We start from the raw sequence: 13,929 nt of genomic DNA, 5'->3' as shown, positions 1-13,929 counted from the left end.
ACCATATGAGTGATAAAAAAGTTGATGAGGAAACCCTGCGCACACTACGGCATGATATAAAAAATCAGCTTTCAACTATCCACCTTGCGCTAGAAACCCTGCGCTACGAAATAACCGATCCTACTGAGGATTTTAATTTTTGCTTAGAAACCATTTTTAGCAGCGCCACAAAAATAAATGAGCTCTTAAAAGATCTCCAATAAAACTATTTGCTTCTTTTTTGTTTATAGTGGTACAACATACCATTGATAAATGTCTATTTTTGATTATAAGCAGCGTAATACAATTATACTGGTCAGCATTATTGTGCTGGGCTGTTTTATTTTATATGCGCTAAGCGGCCTGTTTAGCTCTGTATTGGGTGCCATTGTACTGTTCACCATCTTCAGGCCATTTTACCTGTACATGGTCGAAACAAAAGGATGGAACAGACCCATTGCTGCACTCATTATTATTTTCATATCGCTTGTTGTTATTGTTTTACCATTTACTGCCCTAAGCTTTATGGTAATTGGCAAAATATCAGAGATCAACACCAGCACTTTGCCTATACAAGAGTGGCTGGTAAAGATTGACACGTTTGCCGGCACAACCTTTAAACAACCCCACTTTGCCGAAAACACCCTGCAAAAGCTGGGCATTTATGCTACTGATCTTTTCCCCTCTTTATTAGGCAGTGCAGCCAATATCATAATAACCTTGTTGGTGCTGTACTTTCTACTATATTTTATGTTTGTGCAAATACGTGAGTTTGAAGCCGGATTATTAAAGTACGCGCCATTTAGGGAGCAGTATGCCATAAAATTTGCTGTGGCTTTACGTAATTCAACTTATTCGAACGTATTGGGCCAGGGCATAATTGCAGTTACCCAAGGTGCGTTGTTAGCCAATGGATTTTGGATATTTGGTATACCCGACCCTGTTTTCTGGGGAGTAATAGGTGCCTTTATTTCGTTTCTGCCGGTTGTGGGCGCCCCCACCTTATGTATACCGGCAAGTATTGTACTATTTGCTACAGATCATACCGTAAAAGGTATATTGCTATTAGCCTATGGTTTATTATTTATAGGTAATATTGATAATGTATTGCGCATGATTATTAATAAGCGCGTTGCAAATACGCATCCGTTAATATCTGTTATCGGTGTATTTATTGGTTTACCTTTATTTGGGATATTAGGATTGGTATTTGGACCATTATTGCTATCTTACTTCTTATTACTGATAGAGATATATGAAACCAACAGAATGGCGGCCGATAGGCTGGACCGGATACAATCCGGCGCAGATAGTTGACCTAAAGGCTGAACATTTTTGTGAACAATTAACAATTGATTTCTATTTAAAATTAATTTCTTACAGCTAAACATATACAAAATATTGGATTAACTATATTTGGCAAGATATTTAACCGTTATATAACTCAAATGTTCAACTTAAAAACTTATTTAATATGAATAGTAACACAAAAGTGGTTGTGGCCCTACTCGCTGGACTGGCGGCAGGCGCAGCGTTAGGAATTTTATTTGCACCGGATAAAGGCGACGAAACCCGTGATAAATTAGCAGAATCATTAAAAAACCTAGGCGACTCTATTAAAGAAACCGCGGCTGCCGAAATTGATAACCTGGTTGGTTTTAAAGACAAGGTAGTTGAGAATATCAAATCGAAAATTAAAGGCGCCGAAGAAGAATATCAGGACGATCTTGAACACGCATAAATTAGTTACGAGTTTTGAGTTTTGAGTGATGAGTTAAAAGACCATTCATTCAAAACTCATCACTCAAAACTCAAAACTCAAATGGAAGAAACCAAAAAAGAACCACAACCACCATTAATTGACCAGCTTAAAGAGTATGCCGAAATTCGCTTAAAACTGGCTAAATACAAGGCTGTTGATGGCGGCTCGACAATTTTTGCCGGCTTAATTGCTGATGTTGTTGTTGTAATGAGTATGGTGGCTGCTTTTGTGTTTGCCAGCTTTACACTGGCATTTTACCTGGCAGATGTGTTCCAATCGTATTGGGAAGGGTTTGGCTGTGTTGCCTTGCTTTACCTGTTAATTGCCATTGTTATTAAACTAAATAAAGCCGGAATTGAAAAACCAATTGCCAACGCATTTGTGAAAAAGATATTTAAAAACAAAAATAATGACTGATCTGCCTATCTATAGCCATACTGATCTAAGAAACGAAATATATCGCCTACAGGGATTAGAGCGCGAAAAAGGTGCTGCGTTAAAAGAACGCTTTAGCAGCCCAGGCGCCATATTTTCTACTTTTTTTTCATTATTTAAAGGTGGCGATCAGGTAGGTGATAAAGATGGCGGCATATTTCAACAGGACTTTTTTGGCGTTATATCACGGTTTATCATTCCGTTTACACTAAACAAAACGCTGTTCAGACATTCTAACTTCCTGGTAAAAGCGTTGGTTGGGCTGGTATCGCAAAAAGCTTCGCACTTTGTTTCAGAAGATTCTGTAGAAGGCGTTTGGGATAAAGCAAAAGGATTATTCGGCAAGGCTATGCACCTTTTTGATAAATCAAAGAAAAAGCCGGAAGTTCCCTCTTTTAGGAAGATAAAGAAGGATTAGTTTATTTCTATTTTAGGAAGAGGATAACTTGATAGCTTATTAACATTATCAATCTTATTTTCTTTAACTAATTTTATAAAAGTGGGAATATCGTCACCATATCCGCGTTTACTTATACCAAATAGCAATATTCCTTTGTGCCCTGCCTTATCGGTATAATTCGCATAGTGATAGACATTATGTTCAACCACATTCAGTTTATCTCCTTTGCCATCGCTTAATATAAAATCCAAAATATATTCGTTCAATTCGGTGTTTTCAAACTGCTCATAATTAACCACTACATCTGTTTTCTTTCGCGCGTCCAATTCTTTTTCTTTTAATTCAGCCAATTTCTTATTTGGCGCATCTGTAATATAAAAATCAATTACAAGCATTGCATTAAAATGGTCTGGCGATTCTCCGGATGGTATATATTCTTGTTTGTAATAGTGCTCATTAGGGTGATAACTTGCACTTAGTTTGAAATCAACTTTGTCAAAAGTTAAAGTTTCCGGGATTCCGTAGAAGTTTTTTACAGCATCGCTCTTTTTAATAGTAAATGCACTCAGGCCCAAAAACAGTATCGATAAAGAAAATAGCTTGTTCATTTGTATAAATTACAATCCCAAAAAATGATCAAACGTATCACTTCTAATACCTAGACGTAAAGTTTCCAACGGTATCGTATCAGCGGGGGCTATGTTGCCCAGGCTTACGTTTGCGCCTATCAGCTTAATAAACCAAACCTGTTGTGCTTTTTGCGGGGCCTCCCATATAATGTTTTGCTCGGGTATCTGGGTTAGTATTTCGTCAACCAGGCCTTGTCTAACCTCTCCCGAATCACGATAGATCCCTACATTACCACTTTCGCGCGCTTCGGCAATTACTTTCCATGAGCCAGCCTCCAATTCGGCCTTCATCAATTGTATCCATTTATAAGGGGCAAATATTTTTTGCACGTCTTTTGATCCTACTTCTGATATTACCGTAACCAGCTTAGACAACTTGCGGATGTACTCGCATTTCTCCTCATGGTCAATAGTAATAGAGCCGTCTGATACTTCGGCATGCTGCAGGTTATATTTATCAAGGAGTCGGCAGTAATCATCAAACTGGTCTCGTACGATCATCGCCTCAAACAAAGTACCACCAAAATAAACCGGTATACCAGCCTCCTGGTAAAGTGCTATTTTTTTATCGAGATTGGGCGTTACGTATGATGTAGCCCAACCCAGCTTTACAATATCAGTATAAGTACCTGCCACTTCCAAAAAATCTTCCACCTGCCTTAAACTAAGGCCCTTATCCATTACCATTGTTATACCACTATCACGTGGCTTTTCTGTGCGCTCGGGAAGATTATTGATTGTATAATTCATAAAAACAATTTTGGGTTGTATCAGGCGTAAAAGTCTAAAAAAAAAAGCTAAAACGGGAAACGTTTTAGCTTTTTTAACGATAAGTTAACCATTACTTACTATAACGGTTAATTATATCCAGTATCACTTTATTTTCCTGCAATTGCGGTAAATAATCAAATAATATGTAATGTTTTTCCGAGTCGGCTGCCAAGGCCAGCTCAAGGAAATTTAAGGCTTCGTTATACTCGCCTTTGGCAAACAAATAAGCCACCATGCGGTAATATAACTCTGCTGCGTCAGGATTGTTCTTTATCGCCTGCGACATGATCTCGATAGCGCCAACCAACCTTTGCTGCTCGTACAAAATGGACGAATAATCCAGCCAGGCATCAATATCCAGGGGGTTAAGGTCTACCACTTTCTCATAAGCTGCCTCCGATTCATCCATGTGGCCCAGCTTATATTCGGCATCGGCAATGGCAAACCAGTAATCTGCATTAGCTATGTCCAGATCAAGCGCTTTTTTATAAAAGTGCAGCGCCTCAAAATAACGTTCTTCAAAATCAAGTGTAACCCCTATGCCAAACCAGGCATCGGCCAGCTTAGGATCCATCTTAACCGATTTTTTGTAGAACGCCCGCGCGTCATCCATCTGCTCCAATTTCTCGTAACATTCGCCAATAGCGCAATACGTATCAGCGTTAGGCTGCTCATATTCAAATGTTTGGCGATAAACCTCAATAGCCTCGGCATATTTCTCTAAGTTAACCAGCGCGTTACCTTTATTAAAGTACGCTGATGCAAAGCTGTCTTTTATCAGGATGGCATAATCATACGCGTCTATCGCTTTTTCAAACAAGCTTAGCTTGGTAAAAGCGTTACCCAGGTTATACCATGCGGCATAGCTATAAGGCTCGGTATCTATATATTGCTGATAAAATTGTACGCTTTCTTCCTGGTTGTCCAGCACGTCATAGCAAAAAGCCAGCTCGTACAGGGCATCCTGGTTTTCCATGTTTTGCTTTAAGCATAGCTTTAAGTAAGTTATGGATGTTTCATAATCGCCCATATTCTGGTAAACATAGGCTATGTGTAATAATATCTCGTCTGTTTCCTCGGCAAGATCAAGCGCCTTTTCATAATTCTCTAAAGCCTCGGCATAGCGCTCCATGCTTTCATACATATTACCGCGGATAATATAGATATCCGCGTCTGATGCTTCAAGCATAGCTGCCTTATCCAAAGCCGCAAATGCCGCACCCGTATGATTGGTTACAGCTAGCAGCTGGGCTTGCTTAATTAAAAATACTGCGGCAAAAGGATGTTGATTAATAGCATACTCGGCTACCTGCAGGGCCTTGGCGGGGTCGTTTTTTTCGATGTAATAATCGATAATGTTCTCAAACGCCTGGGCATCAAAAAAGTACTGGTCATGATTCCTGATCATTTCCTCGTACCGCTCTACCGAAAATTTTGGATCTTCGGTAAAACCAAATTCAAATTCTTCTTCCATTAATTAGTGTTTCAGAACATTGGTTTAACAATCAATTTTTAGTTAGACTATTAAACTTTAGTTGTGTTTAAATTACAAGTAAAAGCACCTTTAAAGCAAATAAGTTTTCAACATACAAACATTTTTAACATCGCTATTTGCAACACCTTGATTATTAATACAAAGCGGTGGAGAGGGCAATGGGATGAGTGCTGATAATTGCCTGAAGGATTTTTTACCTTTATCATACAAAAGTAAACATAATGTAGGGGATTGTTGCCCTGGCTCCTAAAACCTTTACATATAGATAACATTTGCGGCAATTTATGAGGGAGAGTTGACGTTAAAGCCTCACCCCAGCCCCTCTCCAAAAGAGAGGGGGTTAAAAGCGATAATAAACTTTGCATCTAAGTCCTGTCCTTTGGAGAGGATTTAGGTGAGGCTAAGGCTTATTACTTTACGAATCACTATTTTTATAATATATTACACAAAAATTTATATACATGACTAATTTCCGGAATTACCTGTTCGGCTCCGCGCTATGCGGCTCTTTATTATTAAGCCTTAGTTTATCGGCACAAACCATGCCCGCACCGCAGGCCGATCTGCCAAAAAACTGGCACCTTATGGACCTGAAAGCCGATGGTTATTATGGTATAAGCCTAAATAATGCCTACCAGTTTTTAAAAGGCAAAAAAAGCAAAACCGTGCTGATAGCTACTATCGACAGTGGTATTGATACCACACAAACCGATTTAAAAAGCATCCTATGGGTAAACCCTAAAGAAATACCGGGCAACGGCATTGATGATGACCATAACGGTTATGTGGATGATGTACACGGCTGGGACTTTTTAGGCGGCCCCGCCGGTAAGGTTGATTATACCGAAACTACCGAAGAGGTAAGAGAGTACAATCGTTTAAAACCAAAATACGAAACTTTAACCACGGCACCTGCCGGCGGCGAAAAAGAATATGCTTACTGGTTAAAAGTAAAAACAACCCATGATGCTACGGTTGGAAAATCGAGCGCCGAATTGCAGCAAGTTGGCCCTATGATGAACGGGCTGATGGTTACCAGTGGGTACATTAAAAGAGAATTAAAATTAAGCCCATCGGCCACTTTTGCTAAAGCCGATGTGGAAAAGATACCTACCAGCACTAATGATACCATTACCCAAAGTAAAGGGTTATGGCTATCAATGTTTGAGCAGATTAACGGCGATAACGCAAAGGTTATAAAAGAGGTAGGCGAATACTTTGCCAAGCTAAACAATGATGTTAACCCAGATCTTACATCCCGTAAAACTATAGTTGGCGATAACCCTGATGTGCAGGATGGCAAGTCTTATGGTAACAATATATTAAAGATGCCCGATGCATCGCATGGTACCGGTGTTGCGGGCTTAATGGGCGCAGTGCGCGGTAATGGTTATGGTATTGACGGCGTAGCCGATAATGTACGCATTATGGCTATTAAAGCCGTACCTAACGGCGATGAGTATGATAAAGATATTGCTAACGCGATACGCTACGCGGTTGATAATGGCGCAAAAGTAGTTAACATGAGCTTTGGTAAAAAAATATCGCCGCATAAAGACTGGGTTGACGCGGCCTTTAAATACGCGGCATCAAAAGATGTGCTATTGGTACAGGCTTCAGGGAATGATAATTTGGATGTGGATGTTACCCCCGAGTTCCCGAATGATACATTCGCGGATGGATCAGTCACAGATGCGGATAACGTAATATCTGTAGGTGCATCAAGCGCTAAGCCGGATGAAAACCTTGCCGCTACATTTACCAATTACGGTAAAAAGAACGTTGATGTATTTGCACCGGGCGTAAAAGTAACGTCGATAGATAAAGATGCCGAAACCATGACCGAAGACGGCACCAGCTTTTCATCACCTATTACAGCAGGTATTGCCGCTTTATTATTGGAGTATTACCCAACATTAAGCGCTAAACAATTAAAACAGGTTATTCTGGCATCGGCTACGCCATTAACCGGCACCATGGTATTTAAACCAGGCAGCAAAACAGATAAAGTTGATTTTACAACCCTAAGCAAAACAGGCGGCATTATTAATGCTTATAAAGCGGTGCAATTGGCATCGAAGTTAAAGGGCGAAAGGAAATAGTATCCTAATAGAAAGATTTGACAACTTTTAAAAAGTTGTCAAATCTAAACCTGCCGTAGCCACCAACTGCAACTTAAACATTACATAATAGCGCAATTGCATTTAACACATTAGTGCTTATATTTGCGCTGCAAAAAACATCATTATTTAATTGATACGATGAGAGAAATACAATTCAGAGAAGCACTTCGCGAAGCAATGCAGGAAGAAATGCGCAACGATGACAGCATATACCTGATGGGCGAAGAGGTTGCCGAATATAACGGTGCCTACAAGGTTAGCCAGGGCATGTTGGACGAGTTTGGCGCAAAACGGGTTATAGATACCCCGATCTCTGAATTAGGCTTTGCCGGTATAGGTATAGGCTCGGCTATGAATGGTTTAAAACCAATCATCGAGTTCATGACGTTTAACTTCTCGTTAGTAGCTATTGACCAGGTGATAAACGGTGCTGCCAAGATCATGTCAATGAGCGGTGGCCAGTTTTCGGTGCCAATTGTATTTCGCGGCCCAACAGGTAACGCGGGTATGCTAAGCTCACAGCACAGCCAGTGTTTCGAGAACTGGTATGCAAATTGCCCGGGCTTAAAGGTAGTTGTACCATCAAACCCGGCAGATGCTAAAGGTTTATTAAAATCATGTATCATTGATCCCGATCCTTGTATTTTTATGGAGTCGGAGTTAATGTATGGCGATAAAGGCATGGTTCCTGATGAAACTTATTATATACCAATTGGTAAAGCTGCCGTAACCAAAGAAGGTACAGATATAACTTTAGTTGGTTTCGGTAAGATAATGAAGGTAGTTAACGCTGCCGCTGCCGAACTGGAAAAAGAAGGCATCAGCGCAGAGGTTATCGACTTACGTACCGTTCGCCCTATTGATTATGAAACTGTTATCAACTCGGTTAAAAAAACCAACCGTTTAGTATTGGTTGAAGAAAGCTGGCCATTAGGATCAATAGCTACCGAGATAGCATTTAAAGTACAGAAAGACGCGTTTGATTATTTAGACGCACCTATCCTGCGCATTATGGGTGGCGATGTTCCGTTGCCTTATGCACCAACGCTGATACAAGAGTACCTGCCAAACCCGGAGAAGGTTATTAAAGCAGTTAAAGAAGTAATGTACGTTACAAAATAATCCTCGTAGAGACACAATGCATTGCGTCTCATGTAATTGATATTTTAAAAGCCCACTATTTTAATAGCGGGCTTTTATGCAATATTGTGTACCAATTATTACCGATATGAATTTTAAACGAACAGCCGGCCTCCTCATCATCGCCCTGTTATTTAACAGCCTTATTACTTTTGCGCAAAAGCGTGATGTTAACCTGGTGTTTATTGGCAACAGCATAACTTACGGTGCCGGATTGCCTGATCGCAAAACGCAGGCACCGCCTGTTATCTGCGTTAATTACTTAAAGACACAATCAAACATCGGCGCGGTTGAGTTTTCAAACCAGGGTCATAGCGGTTATACTACTTTAGATTGGTTGCCGGGCACCAAAGCCCTCACACAAGCCGAAGACGCGGTAAAAGCGTTTACTAATCAGCAGGCAGAATTGATATTCTCTGTCAAGATAGGCACCAACGATAGCGCCATGAAAGGCCCACATGGTGCGCCTGTAGCGGTTGAGGATTATCGCACCAACCTGAAAACTATTATTGATCAGTTGTTGAAAGATTTTGCGGGTTGTAAAGTGGTAATTGAGCATCCTATCTGGTATAGTCCTAGTACTTATAACGGCTCTATGTATTTGCTGGAAGGCCTAACCCGCTTGCAAACTTATATTCCGGTAATTGATGAGTTGGTAAAAACTTACAAAACCACCAATCCCAAACAGGTTTACGTTGGCGATACTAAAGCCTTTAAATATTTCGAGAAAAACTATTTAACCGATTTGCAGCCGGAGCAAGGCAAGCAAGGCGTTTTTTACCTGCATCCCAATCCAACCGGAGCCATAGCGCTGGGCGAGTTTTGGGGTAAGGCCATCGCTAAGGTATTGAAGTAAAAAAACAAGGCTGTCATGCTGAGGCACTCGAAGCATGAGGGCAAAGGCCTTTACGCTCACCCTTCGAGTGCCGGGGTGACAGCCTTTTAATTACTGCACCAATAAATGTTTGTAACTTGCCCCGAAATATAACACTCCAAAATGGACGAATTCATAGTAAAAGACAGCAACGGCAATCAATTGCATGACGGCGACTCGGTAACGGTTATAAAAAGCTTAAAAGTAAAAGGCGGTGGCACCATCATAAAACAAGGCACCACTGTTAAAAAGATCCGCCTTACTGACGATCCGGATGAAGTTGATTGTAAGATAGATGGGATGAGTATTGTGTTGAGATCGGAGTTTTTGAGGAAAAAATAAGTTAGAGATTAGTTAAATCGTTAACCAACTAATGTCTAATTAACTAACCTCTAATTACTAAACTACATATTCCTTCTATACTGCCCTCCAACCTCATACAACGCGTGCGAAATCTGCCCGAGCGAGCAGCACTTACAGGCTTCCATCAGGCTTTCAAATATATTTTCGCCGGCTATGGCGGTGTGTTGCAGGTTCTTTAATAGCTGGGCTATCTTATCCTCATTCCGTTCCTGGAACGCATGCAATGTGCTTATTTGATATTGCTTTTCTTCTTCGGTTGCGCGTATCACTTCGGATGGTGTAATGGTTGGCGATCCATTTTTGTTGAGGAACGTATTTACACCGACTATCGGGTATTCGCCGTTATGTTTTAGCGTTTCATAGTACAGAGATTCTTCCTGTATCTTGCTGCGTTGGTACATGGTTTCCATGGCACCCAGTACCCCACCACGATCATTGATATTGTTAAACTCGGTCATTACCGCTTGCTCTACCAGGTCGGTTAGTTCTTCAATGATGAAAGCACCTTGTATCGGGTTCTCGTTTTTAGCAAGACCCAGCTCCCGATTAATAATTAACTGTATTGCCATCGCCCTGCGTACCGACTCTTCGGTAGGTGTGGTTATCGCCTCATCATAAGCATTGGTATGTAACGAATTACAATTATCATAAATAGCATACAAAGCTTGCAGCGTGGTACGGATATCATTAAAGTCAATCTCCTGCGCGTGGAGTGAACGCCCGCTGGTTTGGATATGGTATTTTAACTTTTGCGACCGGTCATTACCCTTATACTTATTCTTAATCGCTTTGGCCCAAATGCGCCTTGCCACACGGCCGATAACCGAATATTCGGGGTCTATACCATTAGAGAAAAAGAACGACAGGTTAGGCGCGAAATCATCAATATGCATCCCCCGGCTCAGGTAATACTCTAAATAGGTAAATCCGTTCGACAAAGTAAACGCCAGCTGCGTAACCGGGTTGGCCCCAGCCTCGGCAATATGGTAGCCCGATATAGATACCGAGTAAAAATTACGTACCTTTTCATTAATAAAATACTGCTGCATATCGCCCATCATGCGCAAGGCAAACTCGGTGCTAAATATGCAGGTGTTTTGCGCCTGGTCCTCCTTTAAAATATCCGCTTGCACTGTACCGCGCACGGTAGCAATGGCATAGGCTTTTATTTTTTGGTAGATGTCGGGCGGTAAAACCTGATCGCCGGTTAGGCCCAGAAGCATCAGGCCTAAGCCATCATTTCCCGCAGGTAATTCGCCGCCATTGTAAACTGGCCGCTTTAATACCCTATCTTCATAAACCTCTTTAAACTTGGCCTCAACCAAATGTTCCAGCTTATGTTCGGTAATATATTTCTCGCATTGCTGATCTATAGCCGCGTTCATAAAAAATCCAAGCAGCATAGGCGCAGGGCCATTAATAGTCATGGATACCGAAGTAGACGCATGGCATAGATCAAACCCCGAATACAGCTTCTTAGCATCATCCAGCGTAGCTATGCTAACTCCCGCATTGCCAATTTTGCCGTAGATATCGGGGCGAATATGCGGGTCCTCGCCATATAAAGTAACCGAATCAAACGCCGTACTTAACCGATGCGCCGGCTGCCCTAATGATACATAATGGAAACGCTTATTGGTACGCTCGGGGCCACCCTCGCCGGCAAACATCCGGGTTGGGTCCTCGCCCTCGCGTTTTAGCGGGAACACTCCTGCTGTATAGGGGAACTCGCCCGGCACATTCTCTGTTAACAGCCAACGCAAAATATCGCCCCAAGCCTCGTATTTAGGCAGGGCTATTTTAGGTATCTGCAATTGCGATAACGAGGTATAAAACAGCGGCTGTTTAATTTCCTTATCGCGCACTTTATAAATAAAATTCTCGGCTTTATACTTAATAACAGTATCGGGCCATTCGGCTAGCAGGCGTTTACAGTCAGGGTGTAATTGTTGTTCGAGGTGTTTAGCAATATCTGCAAGAGCCCCCCCTAAATCTCCCCCGGTAGGGGAGACTTTTAATTTGCCATCGTTTAAAGCTTTCCCTTCCTGGGAGGGTTGGGAGGGGCTGGCAATGCTTATCACACCCTTTACCTGCCATAATTGTTGTGCCAACTCGCACTGCACATTCACCCACTTAGTGTAGGCCTCGCTACTTTCGGTTATCTCTGCCAGGTAGCGGGTTCTTTGTGGTGGGATGATGTATATCTTCTCGGCCTCACTACCATTGCCTAAACTGGTTATGTCTTTCAGTTTAAATTCAATATCGGTTTTATCTGCTATTTTCTTAATCAGTGCGGCAAAAAGCGCGTTCATGCCGGGGTCATTAAACTGCGATGCCATGGTGCCATAAATCGGCAGGTCATCGTCTTTAGCATCAAATAATTTATGGTTGCGTTTGTATTGTTTGCGTACATCGCGGATAGCATCCAGCGCACCGCGTTTGTCGAATTTGTTAAGCGCCACCATATCGGCAAAATCAAGCATATCAATTTTTTCTAATTGAGAGGCCGCGCCAAATTCGGGTGTCATTACGTATAGCGATAGGTCGCAATAATCGGTTATCATGGTATCGCTTTGGCCTATACCTGACGTCTCAACAATGATCAGGTCATACCCCGCAACCTTACAAATATCAACCGACTCCTGCACATGCTTGCTTAACGCCAAATTAGCCTGGCGGGTAGCCAAACTCCGCATATAAATACGTGGGTTGTTGATAGAATTCATCCGTATCCTATCGCCCAATAAAGCCCCGCCTGTTTTGCGTTTGCTGGGGTCGACAGAGATGATAGCCATCGTATTATCCGTCTCCATTAAAAAACGGCGTACAATTTCATCAACCAATGATGATTTTCCGGATCCGCCGGTGCCGGTGATGCCGATAACGGGAATTTTTTTTACCTCACCTAAATCCTCTCCAAAGGAGAGGACCTGCCTGTCTGCTTCTCCCTCTCCTTTGGAGAGGGCCGGGTTGAGGCTAAAGCCCTCGTTCTCTGCCAATGTAATAAGCGAAGCTATTGCATGCGCGTCCTTTTCCGGCAGATGCTTTATCTCGCCATTAAGATGTGTAACGGTTTTAAAATCGCATTGGCGCAGCATATCATTTATCATGCCTTGCAAGCCCATAGTACGGCCATCGTCAGGCGAATATATTTTGCTGATGCCGTATGCCTGTAATTCCTCAATTTCATGTGGAAGAAATACACCACCGCCACCGCCAAATATTTTAATATGGCTAGCGCCGCGTTCGGCCAGCAGGTCATGCATATATTTAAAATACTCAACATGGCCGCCTTGATAGCTGGTTAGGGCTATGCCCTGTACATCTTCCTGTATGGCACAATTAACCACTTCATCAACACTGCGGTTATGACCCAGGTGTATTACCTCGGCACCACTGGCTTGCAATATGCGGCGCATTATATTTATGGTAGCGTCATGCCCGTCAAACAATGAAGCGGCGGTTACAAAACGTATTTTACTGACAGACTGATAGGCAACACTTTCCATAACATAGATTGGTTACACAAAAATAACAAAATTTAACACAGAAATATTATGCATGCATAATATTTGAGCGGTATTTTTCTTTGGGCTAAGCTCTTGCTATCAAGTATTTTTATTTATTTTTGATAGCTCCGTAACTGCCTTATGATCATTGTTAACAATACAGCGCTTAATTATGTTCGCGGGAAAGTAATCCGCAAGGCATTGCTGTTTTGTTTATTTTGTTTGATTTTTAATAGTGTTTGGGGGCAAGCGCCTAATATTAGTTATGCTTCGGGTCCGAAAGTTTATACGGTTAACACTGCTATAGCGCCATTACAGCCCGATAATACAGGTGGCGCTGTGCCTACAGGCTTTAATGGAAATGTAAGCACATTTGCCAGTAGCGGGTTTAACACTACAACGGCCGTTGCAACTGATGCCAATTATGTATATGTATGCGACTGGGGAAA

General features: G+C 41.9%; 14 protein-coding genes. 9 read left to right on the top strand and 5 right to left on the bottom strand.

Annotation, left to right across the window (positions count from 1 at the left end; genetic code table 11):
- The first annotated feature begins 5 nt into the window (after positions 1–5).
- From JWQ34_RS18385 to JWQ34_RS18365, 5 genes are all read left to right on the top strand, one after another.
- The gene (locus JWQ34_RS18385; protein WP_299359859.1) at positions 6–203 is read left to right on the top strand and encodes a histidine kinase dimerization/phospho-acceptor domain-containing protein; all 198 of its coding nucleotides are present in this window, start codon (positions 6–8) and stop codon (positions 201–203) included.
- Between the two features lie 49 nt (positions 204–252).
- Positions 253–1,296 (top strand): AI-2E family transporter, encoded by a 1,044-nt coding sequence (locus JWQ34_RS18380; protein WP_299359857.1) that lies wholly within the window; start codon positions 253–255, stop codon positions 1,294–1,296.
- 157 nt (positions 1,297–1,453) lie between these two features.
- A complete protein-coding gene (locus JWQ34_RS18375; protein WP_299359855.1) occupies positions 1,454–1,720 on the top strand; it encodes a YtxH domain-containing protein in 267 nt (88 codons plus the stop codon).
- Between the two features lie 81 nt (positions 1,721–1,801).
- Entirely contained in the window at positions 1,802–2,158 is a 357-nt protein-coding gene (locus JWQ34_RS18370) for a hypothetical protein (RefSeq protein ID WP_299359853.1), read from the top strand.
- Positions 2,151–2,594 carry a hypothetical protein gene (locus tag JWQ34_RS18365; protein ID WP_299359851.1) on the top strand — a complete coding sequence of 148 codons (444 nt, stop codon included), beginning with the start codon at positions 2,151–2,153 and terminating at the stop codon, positions 2,592–2,594. The genes JWQ34_RS18370 and JWQ34_RS18365 overlap by 8 nt, the downstream gene beginning before the upstream one ends.
- Here JWQ34_RS18365 and JWQ34_RS18360 read toward each other — a convergent pair.
- The 3 genes from JWQ34_RS18360 to JWQ34_RS18350 form a co-directional block, all read right to left on the bottom strand.
- Positions 2,591–3,184, bottom strand: a complete 594-nt coding sequence (locus JWQ34_RS18360; protein ID WP_299359849.1) for a hypothetical protein — start codon at positions 3,182–3,184, stop codon at positions 2,591–2,593. The genes JWQ34_RS18365 and JWQ34_RS18360 overlap by 4 nt on opposite strands.
- Before the next feature lie 9 nt (positions 3,185–3,193).
- A complete protein-coding gene (locus JWQ34_RS18355; RefSeq protein ID WP_299359847.1) occupies positions 3,194–3,955 on the bottom strand; it encodes a phosphosulfolactate synthase in 762 nt (253 codons plus the stop codon).
- A gap of 91 nt (positions 3,956–4,046) precedes the next feature.
- Positions 4,047–5,450, bottom strand: a complete 1,404-nt coding sequence (locus JWQ34_RS18350) for a tetratricopeptide repeat protein (RefSeq protein ID WP_299359844.1) — start codon at positions 5,448–5,450, stop codon at positions 4,047–4,049.
- 482 nt (positions 5,451–5,932) lie between these two features.
- Here JWQ34_RS18350 and JWQ34_RS18345 point away from each other — a divergent pair, with 482 nt between their 5' ends.
- From JWQ34_RS18345 to JWQ34_RS18330, 4 genes are all read left to right on the top strand, one after another.
- Positions 5,933–7,573: a S8 family serine peptidase gene (locus JWQ34_RS18345; RefSeq protein ID WP_299359841.1), complete on the top strand. Its 1,641-nt coding sequence runs from the start codon at positions 5,933–5,935 to the stop codon at positions 7,571–7,573.
- A 159-nt stretch (positions 7,574–7,732) separates the two neighbouring features.
- Entirely contained in the window at positions 7,733–8,716 is a 984-nt protein-coding gene (locus JWQ34_RS18340; protein ID WP_299359839.1) for a pyruvate dehydrogenase complex E1 component subunit beta, read from the top strand.
- Positions 8,717–8,822: 106 nt separating this feature from the next.
- Positions 8,823–9,590, top strand: a complete 768-nt coding sequence (locus JWQ34_RS18335) for a GDSL-type esterase/lipase family protein (protein WP_299359836.1) — start codon at positions 8,823–8,825, stop codon at positions 9,588–9,590.
- A 141-nt stretch (positions 9,591–9,731) separates the two neighbouring features.
- Positions 9,732–9,950 (top strand): zinc ribbon domain-containing protein YjdM, encoded by a 219-nt coding sequence (locus JWQ34_RS18330; RefSeq protein ID WP_299359834.1) that lies wholly within the window; start codon positions 9,732–9,734, stop codon positions 9,948–9,950.
- Positions 9,951–10,012: 62 nt separating this feature from the next.
- Here JWQ34_RS18330 and JWQ34_RS18325 read toward each other — a convergent pair whose 3' ends face one another.
- Entirely contained in the window at positions 10,013–13,480 is a 3,468-nt protein-coding gene (locus JWQ34_RS18325; protein WP_299359832.1) for a methylmalonyl-CoA mutase family protein, read from the bottom strand.
- A gap of 284 nt (positions 13,481–13,764) precedes the next feature.
- A complete protein-coding gene (locus tag JWQ34_RS18320) occupies positions 13,765–13,902 on the bottom strand; it encodes a hypothetical protein (RefSeq protein WP_299359830.1) in 138 nt (45 codons plus the stop codon).
- Between the last annotated feature and the right edge of the window lie 27 nt (positions 13,903–13,929).

This window comes from Mucilaginibacter sp. (assembly GCF_028288185.1).
In the GTDB taxonomy this organism is placed as follows: domain Bacteria; phylum Bacteroidota; class Bacteroidia; order Sphingobacteriales; family Sphingobacteriaceae; genus Mucilaginibacter.
This window is presented reverse-complemented; position numbering and strand designations above follow the sequence as displayed.

Excerpts from the sequence above, each read along its gene's own strand:
- JWQ34_RS18375 (WP_299359855.1), top strand. The coding sequence starts at position 1,454 with ATGAATAGTAACACAAAAGTGGTTGTGGCCCTACTCGCTGGACTGGCG.
- JWQ34_RS18380 (WP_299359857.1), top strand. The coding sequence starts at position 253 with ATGTCTATTTTTGATTATAAGCAGCGTAATACAATTATACTGGTCAGC.
- JWQ34_RS18385 (WP_299359859.1), top strand. The coding sequence starts at position 6 with ATGAGTGATAAAAAAGTTGATGAGGAAACCCTGCGCACACTACGGCAT.
- JWQ34_RS18365 (WP_299359851.1), top strand. The coding sequence starts at position 2,151 with ATGACTGATCTGCCTATCTATAGCCATACTGATCTAAGAAACGAAATA.
- JWQ34_RS18335 (WP_299359836.1), top strand. The coding sequence starts at position 8,823 with ATGAATTTTAAACGAACAGCCGGCCTCCTCATCATCGCCCTGTTATTT.
- JWQ34_RS18340 (WP_299359839.1), top strand. The coding sequence starts at position 7,733 with ATGAGAGAAATACAATTCAGAGAAGCACTTCGCGAAGCAATGCAGGAA.
- JWQ34_RS18355 (WP_299359847.1), bottom strand. The coding sequence starts at position 3,955 with ATGAATTATACAATCAATAATCTTCCCGAGCGCACAGAAAAGCCACGT.
- JWQ34_RS18370 (WP_299359853.1), top strand. The coding sequence starts at position 1,802 with ATGGAAGAAACCAAAAAAGAACCACAACCACCATTAATTGACCAGCTT.
- JWQ34_RS18345 (WP_299359841.1), top strand. The coding sequence starts at position 5,933 with ATGACTAATTTCCGGAATTACCTGTTCGGCTCCGCGCTATGCGGCTCT.
- JWQ34_RS18330 (WP_299359834.1), top strand. The coding sequence starts at position 9,732 with ATGGACGAATTCATAGTAAAAGACAGCAACGGCAATCAATTGCATGAC.
- JWQ34_RS18350 (WP_299359844.1), bottom strand. The coding sequence starts at position 5,450 with ATGGAAGAAGAATTTGAATTTGGTTTTACCGAAGATCCAAAATTTTCG.
- JWQ34_RS18360 (WP_299359849.1), bottom strand. The coding sequence starts at position 3,184 with ATGAACAAGCTATTTTCTTTATCGATACTGTTTTTGGGCCTGAGTGCA.
- JWQ34_RS18325 (WP_299359832.1), bottom strand. The coding sequence starts at position 13,480 with ATGGAAAGTGTTGCCTATCAGTCTGTCAGTAAAATACGTTTTGTAACC.